Raw genomic sequence first — 23,881 nt, 5'->3', positions numbered from 1 at the left:
CGCCTCGGCCGTCACTCCAGCCGGAGCGAGGCCTGCACCGGCAGATGGTCGCTCGGGAACTGCCCGTTCAGCGCGAACGTGTTGATCGCCGCGCGGTGCACCGTGACGCCCGGCGTGGACAGGATCCAGTCGATGCGGGTGCCGCCGGGCACCAGCGGCTTGTACCCGTGGAAGGTCCCGTAGAGCTCGCCGCGCTCGGCCGCCGCGTCCCAGGTGTCGACGAGCCCGGCGCCCAGCATCGTGTCGTAGACCGGATTCCCGTGCGCCGCGACGTTGAAGTCGCCCGTCACGATCACCGGGAGCGAGCGGTCCAGCCCGGTTATCCGCTGCGCAGTGAGGGACGCGGCACGCTCGCGTGCGTACTGGCTCGCGTTGTCCAGATGGGTGTCGAGGACATAGAACTCCCGTCCCTCGTCGCGCAGATCGCGGAAGCGCACCCAGGTGACCATGCGGATCGAGGCGTTGCCCCAGGTGTTGGAGGCGATCACGTTCGGGGTGTCGGAGAGCCAGAAGTGGTCGTACTCGGCCGGGGCGAGTCGGCGGGTGTCGTAGAAGATCGCCATGAACTCGTCGCGGCTGCCGCCGGCGCGTCCGGTTCCGATCCAGTCGTAGTGCGCTCCGAGGTCGGCCTCGATGTCCTGTAACTGCTGGTAGAGGCCCTCCTGGGTGCCGATGACATGCGGGCGCTCGCGGCGCAGCAGGGCGCGCATGACCGGTCTGCGGGCGGCCCAGCTGTTGGGTTCGGCGGTACTGGCGAAGCGGAGGTTGAACGACATGACCTCCAGACGGCCGTCCGAGCGTCCCTCGGCCGAGGCGGACACGGGGGAGACTGCTGTACTGGAGAGCGGCAGGGCGACCGCGCCGGCCAGCGCGGTCTTCAGGCCCAGGCGGCGCGTGACTCGGAGGTGCGGCACAGGGACTCCTTCTGTGGCGGCTTACGGGCGAGTCGTGCGTAGGGAGGTGTGGAGGTGTGTGCGGTTCCGAGGGAAACGGTGCCAGATGGACGTGAACATGCCGAGATGGCGGTGTGGATCGGGACGTAAGACGGTGTTGACCAGCGGGAAGGTCGGCCGATAACTTCGCTCTACGGATTGTTGATTCCGTACAGCGGAAAACAGGAGGGTCTCGGAATGGGTCAGGGCCAGCAGGAGAAGGTGGCGACGAGCCTCGCGGGCGCCGTCAGCGAGGAGATCAGCGCCTCCCTCGCGCCGGTCGACGCCGAACTGGAGCGCCGCTACCCCGGAGACCCCGGCACCCGCCAGCCCGTCCACACCGTCTACGTCCCCGGCGACGCCTTCGCCGCCGACACCGTCCGCTCCTGGGGCGACCGGGCCCTGGCCGCCCTCGACGAACACGCCCCGGACGCCGCGTCCTTCGCCGCCGTCCTCGGCCTGGCCGACGAACTCGCCGAGCCCGTCCACGCGCGCGTGCGCGCCAAGCTGGAGCGCGAGCCGATCGAGGACCTGCGCGTCGACTTCGAGGACGGCTACGGCAACCGCCCCGAGGGCGAGGAGGACGAGGCCGCCGCCCGCGCCGCCCGGCTGATCGCCGAGGCGTACGAGGACGGCACCGCGGCCCCCTGCATGGGCATCCGCATGAAGTGCATGGAGGCGCCCGTACGGGCCCGGGGCATCCGCACCCTCGACATCTTCCTCACCGGCCTGATGGAGGCCGGCGGCCTGCCCGGCGGGCTGGTGCTCACCCTGCCGAAGGTGACCTACGCCGAGCAGGTCACCGCCATGGCGCGACTGCTGGACGCCTTCGAGAAGACGCACGGGCTGGAGCCCGGCCGGATCGGCTTCGAGATCCAGATCGAGACCAGCCAGTCCATCCTCGCCGCCGACGGCACCGCCACCGTCGCCCGCATGATCCAGGCCGCCGAGGGCCGCGCCACCGGCCTGCACTACGGCACCTTCGACTACAGCGCCTGCCTCGGCGTCTCCGCCGCCCACCAGGCCAGCGACCACCCGGCTGCCGACCACGCCAAGGCCGTCATGCAGGTCGCCGCGGCCGGCACCGGCGTCCGCGTCTCGGACGGCTCCACCAACGTCCTGCCCATCGGCCCGACCGAGAAGGTGCACGCCGCCTGGCGCCTGCACTACGGCCTCACCCGCCGCGCCCTGGCCCGCGCCTACTACCAGGGCTGGGACATGCACCCGGGCCACATCCCCACCCGCTACGCGGCCGTCTTCGCCTTCTACCGCGAGGGCTTGGAGCAGGCCGCCGCCCGTCTCGCCCGCTACGCGGGCCGCACCGGCGGCGACGTCATGGACGAACCCGCCACCGCCAAGGCCCTCAGCGGCTACCTGCTGCGCGGCCTGGACTGCGGCGCCCTGGACATCGGGGAGGTCGCCCGGCTGACCGGCCTGACCCGCGCCGACCTGGAGAGCTTCGCGGTACCCCGGCGGGGGGACCTGACGGCGTCCGCCTGACGGCTGCTCTGCGAGGGTTCTGCTGCCCCGTACCGGCACTGTCACAGCCGTCACCACCGGCTGTCGCTGTCACCGCCGCCCCGTAGTCTGTACGCCACGCACAGGCGTGTCGGTGAATCCGGTGGGGTCAGAGGAACGGGGCAGCGGTGTCAACGGGGGAGTACGGGCAGGCGGACGGGGCCGGTCGGCTACTGGCAGGCCGTTATCGCGTCACGGCCCAGCTGGGGCGAGGCGGCATGGGCGTCGTCTGGAAGGCCGTCGACGAGGTCCTCGGCCGTGAGGTGGCCGTCAAGGAACTGCGCACCTACACCGACGCGGCCGGTCCCGAACTGGCCGATCTGCAAGTGCGGATGCAGCGCGAGGCGCGCGCGGCGGCCCGGGTGCGCCACACCGGCGTCATCGCCGTGCACGACATCGCCGAGGTCGACGGCCGCCCGCTCATCGTCATGGAGCTGGTCGACGGGCCGTCCCTGGACGACGTACTGCGCGACCGCGGCCCGCTGGACGCGCGCGAGGCGGCCGGGATCGGCGCCAAGGTCATGGACGCGCTGGCCGCCGCCCACCGCGTGGGCGTCCTGCACCGTGACGTGAAGCCCGGCAACATCCTGCTCGACCGCTCGGGCCGGGTCGTCCTCACCGACTTCGGCATCGCCACCATGGACGACCCGGGCGACGGTTCGGCCACGCGCCTCACCCGCAGCGGCGAACTCGTCGGCTCTCTCGACTACCTGGCTCCCGAGCGGGCCCAGGGCGCCGACCCGGGCCCCGCCTCCGACATCTGGGCCCTGGGCGCCACGCTGTTCGCGGCCGTCGAGGGCTCCTCGCCGTTCCGCCGTACGTCCACGTTCTCGACGCTCACCGCGATCGTCACCGAGCCGCTGCCCGAGCCCCGGCGCGCCGGTCCTCTCGCCCCCGTCCTCAAGCAGCTGTTGGACAAGCGCCCCGAGGGCCGACCGGAGGCCGACCGGGCCCGCGAGATGCTCCAGACGGTGGCGGACACGGGCAGCACGGACACACCGACCTCCTCACTCCGAGGCACTGCGGCCCCGGCCTCCCCCACGCGCCCGGAGACGGAGCGCAGTGTCCCGTCGGTACCGCCGGGATTCGGCCCACCGCAGCACCTGCGGCCGGGCGCCGCCGGACCCCAAGAGGACCCGGCCACCCCGGGCTCCGGCACGGCTGCCGCCTTCGGAACCACCGGCACTCCAGGGGCGACGGCCTTCGGCGCACCAGGACAGACGGGATCGGGTTCGGGCCAACCGGCGCAAGCAGGGCCAGGTCCGCAGGGTTCAGGGTTTGGCTCGCAGGGCTCAGGGTCCGCTCAGCATGACTCAGGGCCCGGCCTGCACGGCTCGGGGGCAGGGCTGCACGGTGCAGGGCCCGGCTCGGATGGCTCCTCAGGACACGGTCCGCAGGGTTCGGGGTCCGGCTCGCATGGCTCGGCGCTCGGCTCGGATGGCTCGGGGGCCAGCCCGCAGGCTTCAGGGCCCGGCCTGCACGGCTCAGCGCCCGGCCCGCACGGCTCGGGAGCCAGCCCGCATGCCTCAGCCCCCGGCCCGCTCGCCCCAGGACCCGGCCCCCAGGGCTTCGGGCCGGCCGGCCCGGGCGGCACCGCCCCCGGCGCCTCCGCTCCCACAGGTCCGATGAACTCCCCCGCCACGCCTCGCCGTAAGCCCCGCGTCCTGCTCGCCGTCGCGGCCGTCACCGTCGTGCTCGCGGCGGCCGGTACCACGGTCGCCCTGCTGGCCGACTCCGACGGCAAGGACACGGGCGCGCGGACCGACGCCGCCCGAGCTGATGCCGGGGCCTCCGCGGCCGAGTCCGGTCGTAGCGACGACGGTTCGAACGCCCCCAGGCCCGAGGGACAGGGCGACGAGAAGGGCAAGGCCCCGTCGAAGAAGCCCGGGGACGAGAAGAAGCCGGAGCCCACCGGCCGGGCGACCACCTCGGCCCCCGCCAAGTCCTCCGGCGGCACCACCGGCGACACGACCGGGGGGACGTCGGGCGGCACCTCCGGAGGCGGCGGCACCGGCGGCGGATCCGGCGACGGCGGTACGACAGGCGGCGGCGGAACCACCACCGAGGCACCCGTCTGCCACGCCATCGGCGGCGGCAAGTACAACTGCCAGGTCTGGAAGACCGCCAAGTCGTACACCGCCTCCGGCACCGAGGTCGGCGTCCTCAACGCGGGCACCAACTACTTCTACTGCCAGCAGAACCTGGGCCGGCGAGAGACCGACGGCCAGTGGACCAACGTCTGGTGGGCCAAGACCGACGACGACAGCGGCAACACCAACGTCTGGGTCAGCGACGTCTACATCAAGGGCGGCGACAACGACGCGCCCGTCCCCGGGCTCCCGGTCTGCTGAGCGCGCAGCGACACCACCGCGTACCGCTCCAGCCCCGAGGCCGTCACCAGCTTCTCCTCGACGAACAGCCGCGTGCCCCGCTCGCACAACCGCCGGTCGTAGCGGGCCCGTGCGGAGAACTCCTCGGGCACGACGCCGAACAGCTCCCGCAAGCGCGGCAGGCCGACGAGCAGCTCGGTGAGCAGCTCCCGCTGACCCGGGTGGGTGCGCGGCTCGCCCGTGCCGTCGTGCAGGACCCCGTGCCGGTTGACGTACGCGTACGCGCCGGGCAAGCGGGTGCCGTCCGCGAGGTCGATGCGGACGTCGGGCGAGGGCAGCCAGGCACGGTCGTAGTTGCCGGCCGGCGCCGGGACACCCTCGCTCGCGTCGATCACGGCGAGCTGCTCGGCGTCGAGCCAGATGACGAACAGCTCCCGTACGGTGTCGGGGGCGCTGACCGGCGAGGCCGACACGTACCCCATGCGGCTCACATGCGCCGACACACCGGCGTCGACGCCCGTCACGCGGGCCTTGACCATCGGGATCGGCGACACGATCCCGAACTCCTCCATCTTGTGCCGCAGTTGCCCTGGGCAGGCGTTGGAGCCGATGGCGAGAACCGGCGTGCGATCCTCGTGCACGAGCCGGTCCAGCGGCAGGAAGCGGTCCCCGTCGAGGAGCCCGGAGTCGGCGGGCCACGCGCCTGGGTAGAGCAGGGGGTGCTCGCGCGGGGCCTCGGCCAGGCAGAGGGCTCGCAGCGTGCGATCGGTGAGGTGCTTCATATGCTCCGTATGTTCCATGGGCCGCTCAGTCCGCCGGGGGCAGCTCGCCCGAGCCACGGGTGATCAGCCGGGTCGGCAGCTCGATGCGTTCGGGGGTGACCAGGGTGCCGTCCAGCTGCCGGAAGAGACGTTCCGCCGCGGTGCGGCCGATGGCCGCCGCGTCCTGGGCGACGACCGTGACGCCCGGCTGGAGCAGGTCGGCGAGCTCGATGTCGTCGAAGCCGACCAGGGCGACCCGGCGGGTCTGCTCGGCGAGCACGCGGATCACGGTGACCGTGACCCGGTTGTTGGCCGCGAAGATCGCGGTGACCGGGTCCCGGCCGGACAGCATCTCCTCGGCCGCCCTGCGCACCCGCTCGGGGTCGGTGACACCGAGGGACATCCAGGAGTCCGCCACCGGTATGCCCGCGTCCTCCATCGCGGCCCGGTAGCCGCGCAGCCGCTCGGCGGCGGTGTGGATGCGGGGCATGTCGCCGATGAAGCCGATCCGGCGGTGCCCGTGCGCGATGAGGTGGGCGACGCCGTCCCGGGCACCGCCGAAGTTGTCCGACAGCACCACGTCGGCGCCGATGTGTCCGGCCGGCCGGTCCACGAACACCGTGGCGACGCCCGCCTTGAGCTCGGGCTCCAGATACCGGTGGTCGTCACCGGCCGGGATCACCACCAGCCCGTCCACCCGCCGCGCGCACAGGGCCAGCACCAGCTCCTGCTCGCGGTCCGGGTCCTCCGCGCTGGAGCCGTTGATCAGCAGGGCGCCGTGCGCACGCGCCACCTCCTCGACCGACCGGCTCAGCGGCCCGTAGAAGGGGTCCGCGAGGTCCTCCAGGACCAGACCGATGCTCGCCGTACGGCCCTTGCGCAGGACCCGCGCGCTGTCGTTGCGGCGGAAACCGAGCGCCTCGATCGCCTCCTGGACACGCCGCTCCGTCTCCGGGGTCACGCCCGGCTCCCCGTTCACGACGCGGGAGACCGTCTTGAGTCCGACCCCGGCCCGTGCCGCGACGTCCTTCATGGTCGGCCGGGTGCCGTAGCGCGTGGCGGATCGGAGGTTGGTCTGGGGCACGGTGCGGTGTCCTGTCCTGTCGTCCACGACGGGTGCGTCGGTCCTGGGTTTGTATGAGGATGTGGCGTCGAGCATAGAGCCTGGACAACGTTGTCAGGCTCGGGGGAGACTGTCCACCGCAATCTCCGGACCGTGCCCCACCGCTGGCCGGCCAGTCCTTTTTCACTGTCAACGGGGAGATCCGACACTGATGCACACCGACCTCGTGGCCGCGCTCGACATCGGCGGCACCAAGATCGCCGGCGCTCTGGTGGACGGCCAGGGACGGATCCTGCTCCGCGCCCAGCGGCCGACGCCCGCCCGGGAGGACGGCGACACCGTGATGCGGGCCGTGGAGGAGGTGCTCGGCGAACTCACCGGGTCGCCGCTCTGGGAGCGGGCCACGGCCGTGGGGATCGGCAGCGCCGGTCCGGTGGACAGGACGGCGGGCACCGTCAGCCCGGTGAACGTGCCCGGCTGGCGCGACTACCCGCTCGTCGGGCGCGTCCGGGCCGTGGCCGGGGACCTGCCCGTCGATCTGATCGGCGACGGAGTGGCGATCACGGCGGCCGAACACTGGCAGGGCGCCGCCCGCGGCCACGACAACGCGCTGTGCATGGTCGTCTCCACGGGCGTCGGCGGCGGCCTGGTCCTCGGCGGCCATCTGCACGCCGGGCCCACCGGCAACGCCGGCCACATCGGTCACATCAGCGTGGACCTCGACGGCGACCTGTGCCCGTGCGGCTCGCACGGCTGCGTGGAGCGCATCGCGAGCGGCCCCAACATCGCCCGGCGCGCCCTGGAGAACGGCTGGCGGCCCGGCCCCGACGGCGACACGTCCGCCGCCGCGGTGGCCGCCGCCGCCCGGGCCGGTGACCCGGTCGCCGTCGCCTCCTTCGAACGGGCCGCTCAGGCCCTGGCCGCCGGGATCGCCGCGACCGCGACCCTCGTGGAGATCGACATCGCGGTGATCGGCGGGGGAGTGGGCAAGGCGGGCGACGTCTTGTTCACGCCCCTGCGTCAGGCCCTGAGCAGCTACGCGACGTTGTCCTTCGTCCGGCACCTGACCGTGGCCCCGGCCCAGATGGGCACCGACGCCGGACTGGTGGGCGCGGCGGCGGCAGCGCTGGCGAAGCGGACGGACACGGCCGCGGCGGGAGTGTGAGACCGAGCAGGAACGTTCAGTCGGGATGTTTCCGACGCCCGGCGCGTCCCTGAGTCCGGCACGTTCCTGAGCCGGCACGTTCGTGAGCCGGCACGTTCCTGAGCCGGCACGTTCGTGAGCCGGCACGTTCGTGATGCTGAAGGAACCACTCGGACGCGGGCGGCATCCGGCCCGGCGTGGGTGTCGGGATGTTGTTCTTCGGGCTCGCCTTCATGGGCGGATGGGCAGATGGGCGGACGGGCGGATGTGCGGCGGCGCTCGGCGCGCTGGTGTACGCCGCCGTCACGCTCGTTCGCATCTGGCCGGAGGACTGGCTGCGGCGCCATGGACACCCCGTGGCGCGGCTGCTGATGCCGGCGCCCGCGTTCACCGAGGACTGGATGGGCTACCCCGCGATGATGGACCTCACCGGGCGGGGATACCAGGCCGGTGTGGTGAGTGCGCTGCACTCCACGGCGTGGTGGACGTGCGGGATCGCGGTCCTCGGCCGGTGCCGGCTCACGGCCGGCGCGCAGGTGTGCCTCCTGCCGCTCGCCGCGTGGTGGATCGGAGCGTTCGACACGTACTACACCTGACCCATGGCCGAGTTGGCGGGAGGCCCTGTCCAGCTGCGTCTCGCCGCAGTCACATACTCGGCTCCGGCGGAGAAGCGGATCGTCTTGTCCCACCACTGCCGTGCCCATTCCTTGCGCATGTCGCGTTCCTGCGGATCCGTCCATGCCGACGCTGCGAAGTTGTCGTACTGCGCATTTCGGGAGCACTGGCGAAGTGGTCCACGGTGGCCTCGATCGCGTCCTCCCTGATCTCCTCAAGGAAATCGACCGCGACGCGGCGCATCCGTGAGAGATCGATCATTCCGTTCCAGACTCTTCGGGCCTGGTCGTACGGACTCGTCCCAACGGGTGAGGGATCCGCAGGGTGCACGCCTGCCTTCCGGGGAATGGCGAACCCCGGCGCGAGGTGGACGCACCGGGGTTCCATGACTGGCTCAGTACCGCGTAGGGAACAGCTGGAGCCTGGCCTTTTTGCCGGAGACCGATTTCACCCAGATCTTCAGGTTGTTGAACTTGACCGTGCCGCCCGGGCTGGTGCTGCCGCTGAGACTCCCGTCGGCGGCCGACATCTTCACGGATCGGGAGCTGATGCTCGTGATCTTGAGCTTCCCGAACCCGAACTTGCGGCTGTCGACCTTGATGGTCTTGGGCGCCGACACGGTGGTCTTGCATCGCCCGTCGTAGCAGGGCCCGTTGGCGGCCGACGCCACGGGCGTCATCAGGCCGAACCCGAGTGTGCCCGCCATGGTCAGCGTCATGGCGGTCGTCACGGCCCGCCGGCGCACACCGGAGCTGGTCACCAGGATGGCGGCTGCCGGATGGCCCATACGGCTGCAGTTCACGTCATAGCCCTTCGGTCGGTCGGAAACGGTACGGCGGGGAGTTCCTGCGCCGCCGGAGCCCAGGCGCTCGTGCGCTCGGCTCCGAGCCGGCCGGGGTGTGTCCCGCTGAACCGATTCCAGCGCCCGCCTGGTTGTTCGGGAACCTGCTCCAGCCCTCTGAACAACCCGCGTCGCACCCGGGACAGGGCGACGCCGGCAAGCGTGCAGCAGCTGTGCCGGAGGAGGCTCAGCCGCTCGTCTTGGTTCAGTGACCCGCGTCACACCCAGCTCCTGTCAGCAATCGGGGCGCCGTCTCGTTCAAGGGGCACGCGAACGAGACAGGAGCAACGCCATGAAGCACCGCATCGTCGTACTCGGTGCCGGATACGCCGGGGCCTTCGCCGCCGGAAACCTGGCCCGTCGGCTCTCCTCCGCCGACACCGAGATCACCGTCGTCAACGCCGTGCCCGACTTCGTCGAGCGGATGCGGCTCCACCAGCTCGCGATCGGCCAGGACCTCGCGTTCCGCAAGCTCGCCGACATATTCGCGGGCACCGGGGTGCGGCTGCGTCTGGGGCGCGTCACCGGTGTCGACCCCGAGCGCAGGACCGTCACCGTGACCGGCGAGGACGGTGACGGCGAGCTCGCGTACGACACGCTTCTCTACGCGCTCGGCAGCTTCGTGGCCCACCATGACGTCCCGGGCGTGGCCGAGTACGCCTTCGATGTGACCGGCCGGTCCTCGGCGCTGCGTCTGCGCGAGCGCCTGGCCGGCCTGGGCGAGGGCGGCACCGTGCTGGTCGTCGGTGAGGGGCTGACCGGCATCGAGACCGCCACCGAGTTCGCCGAGTCCCGGCCCGACCTCTCGGTCGCCCTCGCCGCCCGCGACGAGCTGGGCGCCTGGCTCTCCCCGAAGGCCCGCCGTCACCTGCGCCAGGCCTTCGACCGGCTCGGCATCACCGTCCACGAGTACACCGCCATCGAAGCCGTCGAGCCGACACGGGCGATCGCCGCCGACGGCAGGTCCATCCCGGCGGACGTGACCGTGTGGTCGGCCGGGTTCGCCGTGCACCCCATCGCGGCCGCCAGCGGCCTGGAGGTCGCCGAGACCGGCCAGATCGTCGTCGACCGCACCATGCGCTCGGTCTCGCACCCGGACGTCTACGCCGCCGGTGACTGCGCCTACGCGATCGGCGAGAACGGCCGGCCGCTGCCGATGTCCTGTGCCTCGGCCGGCTACACCAACATGCAGGCGACCTCCGCGATCATCGCGCGCCTGACGGGCGGCAAGGTCCCGACCACCGGGCTGAAGTACCACGGCAACCACATCAGCCTCGGGCGGCGGGACGCGATCTTCCAGATGGTGGACGCAGACGCCCGGTCGAAGTCCTGGTACCTGGGCGGGCGGACCGCCGCCCGGCTCAAGTCGGGCGTGCTCAAGGGGGCCGGGTGGGGCATCGCCCACCCGACCTTCGGCATGCCGAAGCGCAGGCGCCGCCTGGCCACCGCGCCTGGCCCGGCCGGTGTGAGGGTCGCGGCATAGGCTGCTCCGCATGGACAGTGCAGCCATCGATCGGTTCGAGGCCGGCCGGGGCCGGCTGGCCTCGCTCGCGTACCGTCTGCTCGGCTCGGCCGCCGACGCCGAGGACGCCGTGCAGGACACGTTCCTGCGCTGGCAGGCCGCGGACCGGGAACGTATCGAGGTGCCGGAGGCGTGGCTGACCAAGGTCGTCACCAATCTCTGTCTCGACCGGCTCCGCTCGGCGCAGGCGCGCCATGAGCGCGCTGCCGGAGACTGGCTGCCCGAGCTGCTCCTCGACGGGGACCCGATGCTCGGCCCTGCCGATACCTTCGAGCAGCGCGAATCGGTGTCCTTGGCCGTACTGACCCTCATGGAGCGCCTCTCGCCGGTCGAGCGGGCCGCTTACGTCCTGCGCGAGGCCTTCTCGTACCCCCACGCCGAGATCGCCCGGATCCTCGACATCACCGAGTCCGCGAGCCAGCAGCATGTCCACCGGGCCCGACGCCGGGTCGCCGCCGAGCGCCGCGGCGTCGGCGAGGTGGACCCCGTGTCCGCGCGCCGGGTCGTCGAGGAGTTCCTCGCCGCCGCCACGTCGGGGCGCACCGAACGGCTGGTGGCCATGCTCACCGCCGACGCGACCGCGGTCTCGGACGGCGCCGGACTGGCCAGGCGGCTGTTGCGGTACAAGTCGCGCGAGCGGGTCGCCTCCTTCGTGCGGGCCGGCTTCAAGCCCACGCCGGCGAAGCGGCGGCTGGCCGGTGGCTCGCTCGCGATGCATATCGCGCTGGTCAACGGCTCACCGGCCGTCCTCGCCGTGGTCGGCGACCGGGTCGTGGGCGCCGTGGCGTTCGAGGTCAGCGACGGCAAGGTCGCGTCCCTGCGCGGCATCGCCGCCGCGGACCGGCTCGTGCGCCTCAATGAGGCCTGGCGGCAGCACGAACCCGACGCGCCGGTCATCGACGCATGGTGACCTGAGCCGGCTGCCGGGCTGAGCCAGACCCAGGTCGCGAAGGCTCGACACGCGCCGTGAAGCGGTCGGGAACTGGGAGGCCTGCCGGACCGAGCCGCGGCCGCCGCAGCGCGCCGCCTCCGGCCGGCTCCCGGAGAAGCCGGCCGAACGCTTCCCCGCCGCCCCTCGCTTTCCCGGACCGGCATGCCTACGACACCACGCACCAGCCGGCCGGTCCGGGATACCGGGTTTTCTCTCGGAACGCGTCCGAATGTCCGTGCGATGTGGCACGATCGCGCCTGTGAGCAGCAGACCCGCCCCGGCGCAGCGCCTGCGCGACCTCGCACTCCTGCGCCGGGTCAAGGACCGGATCGACCGGGAGTACGCGCGGCCTCTGGACGTCGAGGCGCTGGCCCGGGGTGTGCACATGTCGGCCGGGCATCTCAGCCGCGAGTTCAAGCTCGCCTACGGCGAGTCGCCGTACAGCTACCTCATGACGCGCCGCATCGAGCGTGCCATGGCGTTGCTGCGCCGTGGGGACCTCAGCGTCACCGAGGTGTGTTTCGAGGTCGGCTGCTCGTCGCTGGGCACCTTCAGCACCCGCTTCACCGAGCTGGTCGGCATGCCGCCGAGCGCCTACCGGCGCCAGGCGGTGCTCGCCACCGCGGGAATTCCGTCGTGCGTGGCGAAGCAGGTGACCAGACCGATCAGGAATCGAGAAGCGTCCGCCCCGGGCCGAAACTAGCGTGATGGCCATGGACCTCACCATTCACGCCAGCTTCCTTCCGCACGACGACCCGGACGCCGCCCTGGCGTTCTACCGCGACACCCTCGGCTTCGAAGTCCGGGCCGACGTGGGATACGAGGGGATGCGCTGGATCACGGTCGGCCCCGTCGGCCGGCCCGGCACGAACATCGTGCTGCATCCGCCCGCCGCCGACCCCGGCATCACCGAGGACGAGCGCAGGACCATCGCCGAGATGATGGCCAAGGGCACCTACGCCAGCATCGTGCTGGCCACCCCCGACGTCGACGCCACATTCGAGCGGGTGCAGGCAGGCGACGCCGAGGTGGTCCAAGAGCCCGTGGATCAGCCGTACGGCGTTCGCGACTGCGCCTTCCGCGATCCCGCGGGCAACATGGTCCGCATCCAGCAGCTGAAGCCGTGACGGCGCGGTAGCAGCCGGCCCGCAGGTCCACACGCAGCAGATACCCCCGCGCCGCACCTCCGGGCCGGCGCGGGGAAACAAGATCGTCCGACCGCGGCAGCCCCGCCCGACAGATGGAGACCGATGAGCATGGCCACGAGGACGGACAAACAGTCGTCCGGGCCGCACGTTGCCGACAGCCACGATGTGATCCGCGTGCACGGCGCGCGCGAGAACAACCTCAAGGACGTCAGCATCGAGATCCCCAAGCGCCGGCTGACGGTGTTCACGGGCGTTTCCGGCTCGGGCAAGAGCTCGCTCGTGTTCGACACCATCGCCGCGGAGTCGCAGCGACTGATCAACGAGACCTACAGCGCCTTCCTGCAGGGCTTCATGCCGAACCGGGCCCGGCCCGAGGTCGACGTGCTCGACGGGCTGACGACCGCCATCGCCGTGGACCAGCAGCGGATGGGCGGCGACCCCCGCTCCACGGTCGGCACCGCCACCGACGCCAACGCGATGCTGCGCATCCTCTTCAGCCGGCTCGGCAAGCCGCACATCGGCCCGCCCAGCGCGTACTCCTTCAACACCGCCTCCGTCCGGGCGAGCGGCGCCATCACCGTCGAGCGCGGCGCCAAGACCAAGGCCCAGAAGGCGACCTACGAGCGCACCGGCGGCATGTGCAACCGCTGCGAGGGCCGCGGCAAGGTCTCCGACATCGACCTCACCCAGCTCTACGACGATTCCAAGTCGCTGTCCGAGGGCGCGTTCACCATCCCCGGCTGGAAGTCGGACAGCCAGTGGACCGTGCAGCTCTATGCCCAGTCGGGCTTCGTCGACCCGGACAAGCCGATCCGCGAGTACACCAAGAAGGAGTGGGCCGCCTTCCTCTACGGGGAACCGGTCAAGATCAAGGTCAACGGCATCAACCTCACCTACGAGGGACTGATCCCCAAGATCCAGAAGTCGTTCCTGTCCAAGGACAAGGAGGCGATGCAGCCGCACATCCGGGCGTTCGTGGAGCGGGCGGTCACCTTCACCGTCTGTCCCGAGTGCGACGGCACCCGGCTGAGCGAGGGCGCCAGATCGTCGAAGATCGACAACATCAGCATCGCCGACGCCTGCGCGATGGAGATCAGGGACCTGGCCGAGTGGGTCCGGAAGCTCTCGGAGCCGTCCGTGGCGCCGCTGCTCACCGCGTTGCAGGGGACGCTCGACTCGTTCGTGGAGATCGGCCTGGGCTATCTCTCGCTCGACCGGCCGGCGGGCACGCTGTCGGGCGGCGAGGCGCAGCGCGTGAAGATGATCCGCCACCTCGGCTCCTCGCTCACGGACGTCACCTACGTCTTCGACGAGCCGACCATCGGCCTGCACCCGCACGACATCCAGCGGATGAACGACCTGCTGCTGCGACTGCGCGACAAGGGGAACACGGTGCTCGTCGTGGAGCACAAGCCGGAGGCGATCGCGATCGCCGACCATGTCGTCGACCTCGGCCCCGGCGCCGGCACGGCGGGCGGCACCGTCTGCTTCGAGGGCACGGTCGAGGGGCTGCGGGCCGCGGACACCGTCACCGGCCGTCACCTCGACGACCGGGCCACCCTCAAGGAGACGGCCCGCAAGGCCACCGGCGCGCTGGAGATCCGGGGCGCGACGGCCAACAACCTCCGACACGTCGACGTCGACATCCCGCTCGGGGTGCTCACCGTCGTCACAGGTGTCGCCGGCTCCGGCAAGAGCTCCCTGCTGCACGGGTCGGTCCCCGCCGACGCGGGGGTCGTCTCGGTGGACCAGAGCCCGATCAAGGGCTCGCGGCGCAGCAACCCCGCGACGTACACCGGGCTGCTCGACCCGATCCGCAAGGCCTTCGCGAAGGCCAACGGCGTGAAGCCGGCCCTGTTCAGCGCCAACTCCGAGGGCGCCTGCCCCACCTGCAACGGCGCCGGCGTCATCTACCTCGACCTGGGCATGATGGCCGGCGTCGACACCCCCTGCGAGGACTGCGAGGGGAAGCGGTTCCAGGCCTCCGTGCTGGAGTACCACCTCGGCGGCCGTGACATCAGCGAGGTGCTCGCGATGTCGGTGGCCGAGGCCGAGGAGTTCTTCGGCGCCGGCGAGGCGCGCACCCCGGCCGCGCACAAGATCTTGGAGCGGCTCGCCGAGGTCGGGCTCGGCTACCTCACCCTCGGCCAGCCGCTCACCACGCTCTCCGGCGGCGAGCGGCAGCGCCTCAAGCTGGCCACGCACATGGCGGACAAGGGCGGCGTCTACGTCCTCGACGAGCCGACCACCGGCCTCCACCTCGCGGACGTGGAGCAGCTGCTCGGCCTGCTCGACCGGCTCGTCGACGCCGGCAAGTCGGTCGTCGTCATCGAGCACCACCAGGCGGTCATGGCGCACGCCGACTGGATCATCGACCTCGGCCCCGGCGCCGGCCACGACGGCGGCCGGATCGTCTTCGAGGGCACACCGGCCGACCTCGTCGCGGCCCGCTCCACCCTGACCGGGGAGCACCTCGCCGCCTACGTCGGCGCCTGACGCGGGTCCCCGGGAGCGGCATCGAGGCCGCTCCCGGGGACCGCAGACCAATCTGTAGATAAGCCGCAAAACGGTCGAATAACGGCAAGTTCCGAGGGCACTCCGTCTCCTGAGCACCCCCACAGAACGGAGCCGCTGATGATCATCAAGAAGATGCACGAGAAGGGCGTTCGCAGCGAACACGCCTACATGGCCGCCATGGCGTCCGTCGGCCTCAGCGTCGTCGCCTGGATGGGCTCCATGAAGATGGAGCCGGGCACCGGCCTCGCCCGTGCCGACCGCTGGGGCATCTTCGTCGGCGAATGGGCACCCACCTTCTTCGGTCTGGGCCTCGCCCTGTCCCACTACGAGCAGCATGACGGCACCCTCACCGCCGACGTCCACGAATTCCGGCAGACCCAGAAGGCGAGCTGAACGGCCTACTCCGGCGAGCGTCCGGCGCCGTTCCCGCGCACCCTGGTGCCATGGCGTCCGCGAAACCCGTCGTGGTCTACCCGCCCGCCACGGACGGTGGCCGGCGGGTACGCGTGGGCGACCGGTTCCTCGGGATCGCGTACGGGCTGCTGGACGTCGCCGAGTTCCTGCGGCGGGCGGGGATCGAGGACGCGGACGAGGCCTACGTGGCGGCGTCCGGGCTGATCGAATGGCGCGGTGGCGGCCCCGGCGCCTGGGGCACCGACCCGGACGACGACCTGGTGTGAAGCCCGTGCTTCGCCCGGTCGGGTCCGGGTGCGTGACCCCGCGACGGGTCCGGCAGTTGAGTCGGGCATGAAGAAGCGCAGCATGCTCGCCATCGCCTCCCTCGCCACCGGTTTCGTCGTCGCGGCGGTCACCCCGTCGCACGCCCTCGGAGATGGCCTCGGCTCCCTCAACGTGGACGAGACCCTCCGCACCCTCCCCGACACCGTCGCCAAGGACAGCCTGTCCCTGGACAAGGAGGACGGCGCGCAGGAGAAGGGGAAGGGCTGACGGGTCCGCCCGTCCCCGGCCCACGGCGCCGGCGCTCCCGAGCAAGGGGGCGCCGGCGCCGTCGTCATGCGCCCTCAACTGCGGCTGGTTTCCGTGGCAGGGTGGAGCGGGCAAGCCTCAGGGGGCCAACAGAAGAGGGGGACCTGTGACCGTCGTCTGGATCAACGGCGCGTTCGGTGCGGGGAAGACCACCACCGCACAGGAACTGATCGAACTGATCCCGAACAGCACGCTCTTCGACCCCGAGGTCATCGGCGGAGCGCTCCGGTATCTGCTGCCGCCCAAACACCTCGCCGAGGTCGGCGACTTCCAGGACCTGCCGATCTGGCGACGGCTCGTGATCGACACGGCGGCCGCGATGCTCGCCGAGCTCGGCGGGACCCTGGTGGTCCCCATGACGCTGCTGCGCCAGGAGTACCGCGACGAGATCTTCGGCGGCCTGGCCGCCCGCAGGATTCCGGTCAGTCACATCCTGCTCGCTCCGGCCGAAACGATACTGCGGGAGCGGATAGCGGGCCGCGAGGTCCCGCGGGACCTGCCCGACGGCGAGATGCGAATACGCCAGTGGTCCTTCGACCACATCGAGCCCTACCGGACCGCCCTCGCCTCCTGGCTCACCGCCGACGCCCACCCGGTCGACACCAGCGACCTCACGCCCTACGAGACCGCCGCCCGGATCGCCGAGGCGGTCAGCAGCGGCTCCGTGCCCGTCTGCGACATCGTGCAGACGCCCGAGCCCACCGCCGAGACACTCGCCGCCGGTGTGCTCCTCTTCGACGAGCAGGACCGGGTGCTGCTCGTCGACCCCACCTACAAGGCCGGCTGGGAGTTCCCCGGCGGGGTCGTCGAACCCGGTGAGGCGCCCGCACGCGCCGGTGTGCGAGAGGTCGCCGAGGAGACCGGCATCCACCTCGACGAGGTGCCGAGCCTGCTCGTCGTCGACTGGGAGCGCCCCTCGCCCCCCGGGTTCGGCGGACTGCGGCTCCTCTTCGACGGCGGCACCCTCGACTCCACGGAGGCCGGACGGCTGCTGCTGCCCGGGCCGGAGCTGCGCGACTGGCGGTTCGTCACCGAGGAGGAGGCCGCCGACCTGCTGCCACCGGTGCGCTACGAGCGGCTGCGCTGGGCGCTGAGGGCACGCGAACGCGGAGCGGCGTTCTATCTGGAAGCCGGGGTGCCGGTCGGCTGACGCCGAGCTGTCCCTTCCTGCTCTTTACCCGGCGCGGGCGATTCCGAGGGAAAAGCAAAAGGAAACGTCCACGGACCCATCGCCAATCACTGCCCAAGGAATCTCCCGCACTCCTTCACGCGGCGGGTAATCACATTCCCCACTCTCGTCAACACTTTTCCATGACCGCAAACAATCCCTTTTCCAGCCCCTGCTCGGCTTGACCGGACTCGCACGGCATTGCGAAAGTCCGCAGAGTCTCACGGCGGTGATTGCGACCGCCACTCAATTTCCTTGCCTCAGGGGCAGATCCGGGATGTCCGTACGATGACCACGCAACACCAGCCGGCCGACACCGGCGGCGGCACCGCGCTGCTGACCGAGCCGCCGACGCAGGACCCCAGACCCGGCGGCACGGTCGTCGCCGGCCGCTCACCGGCCCGCATGGCCTGGAAGCGGATCCGGCGGGACAAGGTCACCACGGCCGCCCTGGCGGCCACCCTCCTGTTCATCGCGATCGCGCTGCTCGCGCCGGTCCTCACCGCGATGACCAGCTGGGGACCGATTACCCCCGACAACAAGGCGATCAACCCCGACACGGGCAACTTCCCCTACGGATCGCTGGGCGGCATCAGCGCCCAGCACCTCCTCGGCGTCGAACCGGGCACTGGCTACGACCTGTTCGCCCGCATCGTCTACGGCCTGCGCACCTCCCTCTACGTGGGCTTCGCCTCGGCCGTGCTGTCCACCGCGGTCGGTGTCGTGGCGGGGCTCGCGGCCGGCTACTTCGGCGGCTGGGTCGACTCCGTGCTGTCCCGGATCATGGACGTGATGCTGGCGTTCCCGCAGCTGCTGTTCATCATCGCGCTCACCCCGGTGATCCAGAACGCGCTGCAGACCAACAGCCACGGCGGCACCGACGAGAACCTCCGGCTGCTCGTCCTGGTCCTCAACATCGCCGTCTTCGCCTGGGCGTACACCGCCCGTCTGGTGCGCGGACAGGTGCTGTCCCTGCGCGAGCGGGAGTTCGTCGACGCCGCGCGGCTGATGAGCGCCGGCCGGCGGCACATCCTCTTCCGGCAGCTGCTGCCCAACCTGTGGGCGCCGATCCTGATCTCCTTCGCCCTCGCAGTGCCGCAGAACATCACCACCGAGGCGGCCCTGTCGTACCTCGGCGTCGGCGTCATCCCGCCCAACCCCGACTGGGGAGCCCTGCTGTCGGACGCCTCCCAGTTCTTCCTCCAGGACCCGATGTACCTCTTCGTGCCCGGCGTCCTGCTCTTCCTCCTGGTCCTGGCGCTCAACCTCCTCGGGGACGGCGTCCGGGACGCCCTGGATCCCCGCGCCCGGCGCGGCTGACAAAGCCACCCCCCGAGTCTCGGCCCGGCGGTCCCACGAGCGACCGCCGAGCCCGTAGCAAGAAACGGAGTTTCCTCAATGACGCGCAGCACGCGCAGATCGCGCACGGTCGCTCTCACGGCAACCGCCGTCGTGATCGCCCTCGGAGCCACCGCATGCGGAGGGTCCTCCGGCAACAGCGCCAGCGGCTCCCCGTCGAAGGGCGGCACGCTGACGATCCTCGACGACGCCGACTTCAACCACATCGACCCTCAGCGGACCTACACCACCGAGGGTTCGAGCATGGACTACGAGCTCGTCCGCACCCTCACCGGATGGGACGAGGCGGCATCCACGCCCAAGCTGGTCGGCGACCTGGCCACCGACACCGGAAAGCCCAGCAAGGGCGCCACGGTGTGGACGTTCCACCTGCGCCACGGGGTCAAGTGGCAGGACGGCAGCGAAGTCACCGCGCAGGACGTCAAGTACGGCGTCGAGCGGGCGTTCTCCCCGGACATCAACGGCGGCCCGCCGTACGCCAGTCAGTGGCTGGCCGGCGGCGATTCCTACAAGGGCCCGTACCAAGGCAAGCAGCTGGACTCGATCCAGACACCGGACAAGTACACCCTCGTCTTCCACCTCAACCAGCCCGTCGCCGACTTCAACGAGACGACGGCCATGACCGGGTGGTCGGCGGTGCCCAAGGCACACGACACCGGCGCCACGTACGACACGCATGTCTGGTCCGACGGGCCCTACATGATCAAGTCGTACACGAAGAACAAGGAAATGGTCCTCGTCCGGAACAAGAACTGGAGCCAGTCGACCGACCCGATCCGCCAGCAGAACGTCGACGAGATCGACGCGAAGTTCGGGCAGGACCAGGCCGCCATCGACCAGCAGATCAAGTCCGACGGAGGATCCGCACAGACCGCGATCACGCAGACGCCGATCGCCGGCTCCGACCTGACGACGATGGCGGGCGACCCGTCGCTCAAGTCGCGCTATTACAAGATCCCGGCCCCGGGCATCAACTACATGGCGATCAACATGAACCGGGTCAAGGACATCAAGGTCCGCGAGGCGATCGAGTACGCCGTCGACAAGACCACCGTACGCGGGGCCTTCGGCGGTTCGGCCTACGGCAACTACGCCGCCACGATGCTCGCCCCGGGCATCGACGGCCACAAGGACTTCAACCTCTACAGCAGCAACCCCGCCGGTGACCTCACCAAGGCCAAGGCCCTGATGAAGCAGGCCGGCAACCCCAAGCCGACGATGTCGCTCGCGGTGGAGAACATTCCCACGCACGAGCACTTCGCGGACGCCGTGAAGACCGCGCTCGCGAAGATCGGCATCACGGTGAACATCACTCCGATCGACAAGAACAACTACTTCAGCACCGTGGACAACGTGAAGAACCAGTACGACCTGACCTGGGGCGACTGGATCGCGGACTGGCCGAACGCCTCCACCGTGCTGCCCACACTCTTCGACGGGCGTCAGATCAAGAAGCTCCCGCAGTCCAACCAGGACATCTCGTACCTGAACGACCCGAAGATCAACGCGCAGATCGACAAGATCGGCAAGATGACCGACCTCAAGCAGCGCAACACCGCCTACGGGGAGCTGGACGAGCAGATCCTGAAGGACGCCGCCGTGGTCCCGCTGATGTACATGAACTTCAGCGAGGTGAGCGGCTCGAAGGTCGGCGGTGTCATCGACGACCCGATCATGGCCGAACCCAGCCTGGTGCACGCCTACATCAAGCAGTGACGCATCCCTTCTGAACCCCGCCGGCGGCCTGGGCCGCCGGCGGGCATCCCACTCACGTCAGGTCCCGGCACCCCATGTTTCGTTACCTCATCAGACGCCTGCTGGCAGCGGCCGTGATCATGCTGGTGATCACCACGATCACCTTCTTCATCTTCTTCGCGCTGCCGTCCGACCCCGCTCTCCTGGCCTGCGGAAAGACCTGCTCGCCCTCCCGTCTCACGGAGATCAAGCACTCGCTGGGCCTGGACCAGAGCTACCTGACGCAGTACTGGGAGTTCGTCAAGGGGCTGGTCGTAGGCCGTGACTACGGCGACCAGAGCGTCCGCATCCACTGCGCGGCGCCCTGCCTCGGCATCTCCTTCCAGACCGACACCCCCGTCCTGACCACGCTGCTCCAGGACTTCCCGGCGGACCTCTCCCTCGGACTCGGCGCCGCGGTGGCGTTCCTGATCCTGGGTGTCGGCCTCGGTACGGTGGCCGCTGTCCGAAGGGGCAGGGCCGCCGACAAGGCGGCGGTCGGACTGGCCCTGTTCGGCGTCTCGGTGCAGATCTACTTCATCGGCCTGCTCCTGCTGTACCTCTTCGTCGACAAGTTCCAGATCCTGCCGACCTCCGGCTACACCTCGATCACCGAGGACCCGGCCGACTGGTTCAAGGGCCTGATCCTGCCCTGGATCACCCTGGTCATCGTCTACCTCGCGATGTACACCCGGCTCACCCGCTCCTCCATGCTGGAGGTCTTCGCCGAGGACTACATGCGCACCGCCCGCGCCAAGGGCCTGCCGGCCGCGACCATCGTCCTCAAGCACGGGCTGCGGGCCGCCATCACCCCGATCATCACCATCTTCGGCATGGACGTCGGCTCCCTGATCGGCGGCTCCGCGGTCATCACCGAGTCGGTGTTCGGCATCAACGGCATCGGCAAGCTCGCGGTCGACTCCGTCCAGAACTCCGACCTGCCCGTCATCCTCGGCACCACGCTCTTCGCCGCGACGTTCGTCGTCCTCGCCAACGTGGTCGTCGACCTGGTGTACGGCCTCGTCGACCCGCGCGTGCGCCTCGCCTGAGCCCTTCTTCCGTCCTTAGGAACACCCGTGTCCGTTCAGACCTCACCGCAGCCCGCAGACGTCACGCCCGCGCCCGCACCCTTCCTCGACGTACGCGACCTGAGGGTGCACTTCCCGACCGAGGACGGCATCGTCAAGTCCGTCGACGGCGTCTCCTTCACCCTGGAGAAGGGCGGCACCCTCGGCATCGTCGGCGAGTCCGGCTCCGGCAAGTCGGTGACCTCGCTGGCCCTGCTCGGACTGCACAAGGGCACCCGCGCCCGGGTCTCCGGCGAGATCTGGCTGGAGGGGAAGGAACTCGTCGCCCTGCCCGAGGCCGACATGCGCGAGTTGCGCGGCCGTACGGTCTCCATGATCTTCCAGGACCCGCTCTCCGCGCTGCACCCCTTCTTCTCCGTCGGCGCCCAGATCGCCGAGGCCTACTGCGTGCACCACAAGGTCTCCAAGAAGGAGGCCAAGGACCGCGCGGTGGAGATGCTCAAGCGGGTCGGCATCCCGCAGCCCGAACGCCGGGTCAGGGACTATCCGCACCAGTTCTCCGGCGGCATGCGCCAGCGCGCCATGATCGCCATGTCCCTGGTCTGCGACCCCACCCTGCTCATCGCCGACGAACCCACCACCGCCCTGGACGTCACCGTCCAGGCGCAGATCCTGGACCTGATCCGCGACCTTCAGGAGGAGTTCGGCTCCGCCGTCGTCATCATCACACACGACCTCGGAGTGGTCTCCGACGTCGCCGACGACATCCTGGTGATGTACGGCGGCCGCCGGATCGAGTACGGCACCACCCGCGAGGTTCTCAAGCAGCCCCAGCACCCCTACACCTGGGGCCTGTTGCAGTCGATGCCGCACCTCACCGGCGACGTCGGCGAACGGCTGAACCCGATCCCCGGCACCCCGCCGAGCCTGATCAACCTGCCGGACGGCTGCTCTTTCCACCCGCGCTGTGCCTACAAGGGCTGGGTCCCTCAGGGGCGTTGCACCGTGGAACGGCCCGAGCTGCGCCTCGTCGCCGGCACCGGAGGACACCTTGCCGCCTGCCACCTCACCGACGAGGCCAAACACGAGATCCGCGGCGGGACCGGCCCTGACGACCGGGGCGCCGCAGCCGCACGGGCCGCGCAGTGACGGCGGCGGACGAAAGGGAGCATGACGTGAGCACCACTCAGTCCCTCACCGGGCAGACCACCGACCGCCCCACCGGTGAGAACCTCCTCGAAGTACGCGGTCTGCAGAAGCACTTCCCCCTCCGGCAGGGCATCATCTTCCAGCGGCAGATCGGGGCCGTACGAGCCGTCGACGGCATCGACTTCTCGGTCGGGCCCGCCGAATCGCTGGGCCTGGTCGGCGAGTCCGGCTGCGGCAAGTCGACCACCGGCCGCCTGATCACCCGGCTGCTCGAACCCACCGGCGGCTCCGTCGTGTTCGACGGCGAGGACATCACGCACCGGCCCGCCGCACGGATGCAGGAGGCCCGACGCAACCTCCAGATGATCTTCCAGGACCCGTACTCCTCGCTGAACCCCCGGCACACCGTCGGCACCATCATCGAGACGCCGATGCGGCTCAACGGCATCAACCCGCCCCAGGGCCACAAGCGGCGCGCCCAGGAACTCCTGGAGACGGTGGGTCTCAACCCCGAGCACTACAACCGCTACCCGAACGAGTTCTCCGGCGGCCAGCGCCAGCGCATCGGCATCGCCCGGGCCCTCGCCCTGCGGCCGAAGCTGATCGTGGCCGACGAACCCGTCTCCGCGCTGGACGTCTCCATCCAGGCGCAGGTCGTCAACCTGCTCCAGGACCTCCAGCGGGAGTTCGGCATCGCCTTCGTCTTCATCGCCCACGACCTCGCCGTCGTACGGCACTTCTCCGAACGGGTCGCCGTCATGTACCTCGGCAAGATCGTCGAGGTCGCCGACCGGGAGTCGCTCTACACCCGGCCACGGCACCCCTATACCCACGCGCTGCTGTCCGCCGTCCCCGAGGCCGACCCGGACGCCACCGAGCGGCGCGAGCGCATACGGCTGGCCGGGGACGTGCCCTCACCGATCGACCCGCCCTCCGGCTGCCGCTTCCGCACCCGCTGCTGGAAAGCCCGGGACAAGTGCGCCACGGAGGAACCGCAGCTGGTCAGCGTCGAAGGCAGCCCCGCGGGCCACCTCACCGCCTGCCACTTCCCCGAGGAACCGACGGTCGCGGCGCGCGCGGAGGACATCGTCCTCGACCCGGCGCTCACGGAGCTGAAGGGCAGCCTCTGACCGC

Annotated in this window: 22 protein-coding genes; 18 read left to right on the top strand and 4 right to left on the bottom strand. The window is 70.6% G+C overall.

Features of this window, described 5'->3' with window-relative positions; all coding sequences use genetic code 11:
- Nucleotides 1-11: 11 nt before the first annotated feature.
- Nucleotides 12-914 carry an endonuclease/exonuclease/phosphatase family protein gene (locus ACIBNA_RS37705; protein WP_399169729.1) on the bottom strand — a complete coding sequence of 301 codons (903 nt, stop codon included), beginning with the start codon at nt 912-914 and terminating at the stop codon, nt 12-14.
- Between the two features lie 216 nt (nt 915-1,130).
- Between ACIBNA_RS37705 and ACIBNA_RS37700 the strand changes: the two genes are divergently transcribed.
- Nucleotides 1,131-2,432: a DUF6986 family protein gene (locus tag ACIBNA_RS37700; RefSeq protein WP_399169728.1), complete on the top strand. Its 1,302-nt coding sequence runs from the start codon at nt 1,131-1,133 to the stop codon at nt 2,430-2,432.
- Nucleotides 2,433-2,578: 146 nt separating this feature from the next.
- On the top strand, nt 2,579-4,801 hold the full coding sequence (locus ACIBNA_RS37695) for a protein kinase (RefSeq protein WP_399169726.1): 2,223 nt from the start codon (nt 2,579-2,581) through the stop codon (nt 4,799-4,801).
- Here ACIBNA_RS37695 and ACIBNA_RS37690 read toward each other — a convergent pair.
- Nucleotides 4,747-5,562, bottom strand: a complete 816-nt coding sequence (locus ACIBNA_RS37690; protein ID WP_399169761.1) for a hypothetical protein — start codon at nt 5,560-5,562, stop codon at nt 4,747-4,749. The two genes, ACIBNA_RS37695 and ACIBNA_RS37690, sit on opposite strands and share 55 nt — an antisense overlap.
- A 25-nt stretch (nt 5,563-5,587) precedes the next feature.
- Nucleotides 5,588-6,574, bottom strand: coding sequence for a LacI family DNA-binding transcriptional regulator (locus ACIBNA_RS37685; protein ID WP_399169760.1), 987 nt, complete (start codon nt 6,572-6,574; stop codon nt 5,588-5,590).
- Nucleotides 6,575-6,815: 241 nt separating this feature from the next.
- Here ACIBNA_RS37685 and ACIBNA_RS37680 point away from each other — a divergent pair, with 241 nt between their 5' ends.
- Nucleotides 6,816-7,769: an ROK family protein gene (locus ACIBNA_RS37680; RefSeq protein ID WP_399169725.1), complete on the top strand. Its 954-nt coding sequence runs from the start codon at nt 6,816-6,818 to the stop codon at nt 7,767-7,769.
- 176 nt (nt 7,770-7,945) lie between these two features.
- A complete protein-coding gene (locus tag ACIBNA_RS37675; RefSeq protein WP_399169724.1) occupies nt 7,946-8,344 on the top strand; it encodes a hypothetical protein in 399 nt (132 codons plus the stop codon).
- Between the two features lie 413 nt (nt 8,345-8,757).
- On the opposite strand, the gene ACIBNA_RS37670 is transcribed toward ACIBNA_RS37675, so the two are convergent.
- Nucleotides 8,758-9,165 (bottom strand): hypothetical protein, encoded by a 408-nt coding sequence (locus ACIBNA_RS37670; RefSeq protein WP_399169723.1) that lies wholly within the window; start codon nt 9,163-9,165, stop codon nt 8,758-8,760.
- A 331-nt stretch (nt 9,166-9,496) separates the two neighbouring features.
- On the opposite strand from ACIBNA_RS37670, the gene ACIBNA_RS37665 reads away from it, so the two are divergent.
- The 14 genes from ACIBNA_RS37665 (at nt 9,497) to ACIBNA_RS37600 (ending at nt 23,877) form a co-directional block, all read left to right on the top strand.
- On the top strand, nt 9,497-10,687 hold the full coding sequence (locus ACIBNA_RS37665) for an NAD(P)/FAD-dependent oxidoreductase (protein WP_399169722.1): 1,191 nt from the start codon (nt 9,497-9,499) through the stop codon (nt 10,685-10,687).
- 10 nt (nt 10,688-10,697) lie between these two features.
- Nucleotides 10,698-11,636 (top strand): sigma-70 family RNA polymerase sigma factor, encoded by a 939-nt coding sequence (locus tag ACIBNA_RS37660; RefSeq protein ID WP_399169720.1) that lies wholly within the window; start codon nt 10,698-10,700, stop codon nt 11,634-11,636.
- A 250-nt stretch (nt 11,637-11,886) separates the two neighbouring features.
- Nucleotides 11,887-12,360 (top strand): helix-turn-helix transcriptional regulator, encoded by a 474-nt coding sequence (locus tag ACIBNA_RS37655; RefSeq protein WP_399169719.1) that lies wholly within the window; start codon nt 11,887-11,889, stop codon nt 12,358-12,360.
- 10 nt (nt 12,361-12,370) lie between these two features.
- Complete coding sequence (locus tag ACIBNA_RS37650) at nt 12,371-12,784, top strand: VOC family protein (protein ID WP_399169718.1); 414 nt, start codon at nt 12,371-12,373, stop codon at nt 12,782-12,784.
- Between the two features lie 123 nt (nt 12,785-12,907).
- Complete coding sequence (locus tag ACIBNA_RS37645; RefSeq protein WP_399169717.1) at nt 12,908-15,301, top strand: ATP-binding cassette domain-containing protein; 2,394 nt, start codon at nt 12,908-12,910, stop codon at nt 15,299-15,301.
- A gap of 138 nt (nt 15,302-15,439) precedes the next feature.
- Entirely contained in the window at nt 15,440-15,715 is a 276-nt protein-coding gene (locus tag ACIBNA_RS37640) for a hypothetical protein (protein WP_274814378.1), read from the top strand.
- Between the two features lie 50 nt (nt 15,716-15,765).
- Entirely contained in the window at nt 15,766-16,002 is a 237-nt protein-coding gene (locus ACIBNA_RS37635; RefSeq protein WP_399169716.1) for a hypothetical protein, read from the top strand.
- A 67-nt stretch (nt 16,003-16,069) separates the two neighbouring features.
- Nucleotides 16,070-16,270, top strand: a complete 201-nt coding sequence (locus tag ACIBNA_RS37630) for a hypothetical protein (RefSeq protein WP_399169715.1) — start codon at nt 16,070-16,072, stop codon at nt 16,268-16,270.
- Between the two features lie 145 nt (nt 16,271-16,415).
- The gene (locus ACIBNA_RS37625; RefSeq protein WP_399169714.1) at nt 16,416-17,459 is read left to right on the top strand and encodes an NUDIX domain-containing protein; all 1,044 of its coding nucleotides are present in this window, start codon (nt 16,416-16,418) and stop codon (nt 17,457-17,459) included.
- Between the two features lie 306 nt (nt 17,460-17,765).
- Nucleotides 17,766-18,797, top strand: a complete 1,032-nt coding sequence (locus ACIBNA_RS37620) for an ABC transporter permease (RefSeq protein ID WP_399169713.1) — start codon at nt 17,766-17,768, stop codon at nt 18,795-18,797.
- 78 nt (nt 18,798-18,875) lie between these two features.
- Nucleotides 18,876-20,552, top strand: coding sequence for an ABC transporter substrate-binding protein (locus ACIBNA_RS37615; protein ID WP_399169712.1), 1,677 nt, complete (start codon nt 18,876-18,878; stop codon nt 20,550-20,552).
- A 74-nt stretch (nt 20,553-20,626) separates the two neighbouring features.
- The gene (locus tag ACIBNA_RS37610) at nt 20,627-21,619 is read left to right on the top strand and encodes an ABC transporter permease (protein WP_399169711.1); all 993 of its coding nucleotides are present in this window, start codon (nt 20,627-20,629) and stop codon (nt 21,617-21,619) included.
- A gap of 27 nt (nt 21,620-21,646) precedes the next feature.
- Entirely contained in the window at nt 21,647-22,747 is a 1,101-nt protein-coding gene (locus tag ACIBNA_RS37605; protein WP_399169710.1) for an ABC transporter ATP-binding protein, read from the top strand.
- Between the two features lie 26 nt (nt 22,748-22,773).
- The gene (locus ACIBNA_RS37600; protein ID WP_399169709.1) at nt 22,774-23,877 is read left to right on the top strand and encodes an ABC transporter ATP-binding protein; all 1,104 of its coding nucleotides are present in this window, start codon (nt 22,774-22,776) and stop codon (nt 23,875-23,877) included.
- Nucleotides 23,878-23,881 lie beyond the last annotated feature (4 nt).

The sequence above is a fragment of the Streptomyces sp. NPDC050164 genome (assembly GCF_044459945.1).
In the GTDB taxonomy this organism is placed as follows: Bacteria; Actinomycetota; Actinomycetes; order Streptomycetales; family Streptomycetaceae; genus Streptomyces; species Streptomyces coeruleorubidus_A.
The sequence above is the reverse complement of the archived record's forward strand: the minus strand, read 5'-3'. Positions and strand labels throughout refer to the sequence as shown.

Bases quoted from the DNA above. Each gene is read 5' to 3' on its own strand.
- ACIBNA_RS37640 (WP_274814378.1), top strand. From the start codon at position 15,440: ATGATCATCAAGAAGATGCACGAGAAGGGCGTTCGCAGCGAACACGCC.
- ACIBNA_RS37635 (WP_399169716.1), top strand. From the start codon at position 15,766: ATGGCGTCCGCGAAACCCGTCGTGGTCTACCCGCCCGCCACGGACGGT.
- ACIBNA_RS37700 (WP_399169728.1), top strand. From the start codon at position 1,131: ATGGGTCAGGGCCAGCAGGAGAAGGTGGCGACGAGCCTCGCGGGCGCC.
- ACIBNA_RS37680 (WP_399169725.1), top strand. From the start codon at position 6,816: ATGCACACCGACCTCGTGGCCGCGCTCGACATCGGCGGCACCAAGATC.
- ACIBNA_RS37685 (WP_399169760.1), bottom strand. From the start codon at position 6,574: ATGAAGGACGTCGCGGCACGGGCCGGGGTCGGACTCAAGACGGTCTCC.
- ACIBNA_RS37650 (WP_399169718.1), top strand. From the start codon at position 12,371: ATGGACCTCACCATTCACGCCAGCTTCCTTCCGCACGACGACCCGGAC.
- ACIBNA_RS37645 (WP_399169717.1), top strand. From the start codon at position 12,908: ATGAGCATGGCCACGAGGACGGACAAACAGTCGTCCGGGCCGCACGTT.
- ACIBNA_RS37620 (WP_399169713.1), top strand. From the start codon at position 17,766: ATGACCACGCAACACCAGCCGGCCGACACCGGCGGCGGCACCGCGCTG.
- ACIBNA_RS37630 (WP_399169715.1), top strand. From the start codon at position 16,070: ATGAAGAAGCGCAGCATGCTCGCCATCGCCTCCCTCGCCACCGGTTTC.
- ACIBNA_RS37610 (WP_399169711.1), top strand. From the start codon at position 20,627: ATGTTTCGTTACCTCATCAGACGCCTGCTGGCAGCGGCCGTGATCATG.
- ACIBNA_RS37665 (WP_399169722.1), top strand. From the start codon at position 9,497: ATGAAGCACCGCATCGTCGTACTCGGTGCCGGATACGCCGGGGCCTTC.
- ACIBNA_RS37655 (WP_399169719.1), top strand. From the start codon at position 11,887: ATGTCCGTGCGATGTGGCACGATCGCGCCTGTGAGCAGCAGACCCGCC.
- ACIBNA_RS37690 (WP_399169761.1), bottom strand. From the start codon at position 5,562: ATGAAGCACCTCACCGATCGCACGCTGCGAGCCCTCTGCCTGGCCGAG.
- ACIBNA_RS37660 (WP_399169720.1), top strand. From the start codon at position 10,698: ATGGACAGTGCAGCCATCGATCGGTTCGAGGCCGGCCGGGGCCGGCTG.
- ACIBNA_RS37615 (WP_399169712.1), top strand. From the start codon at position 18,876: ATGACGCGCAGCACGCGCAGATCGCGCACGGTCGCTCTCACGGCAACC.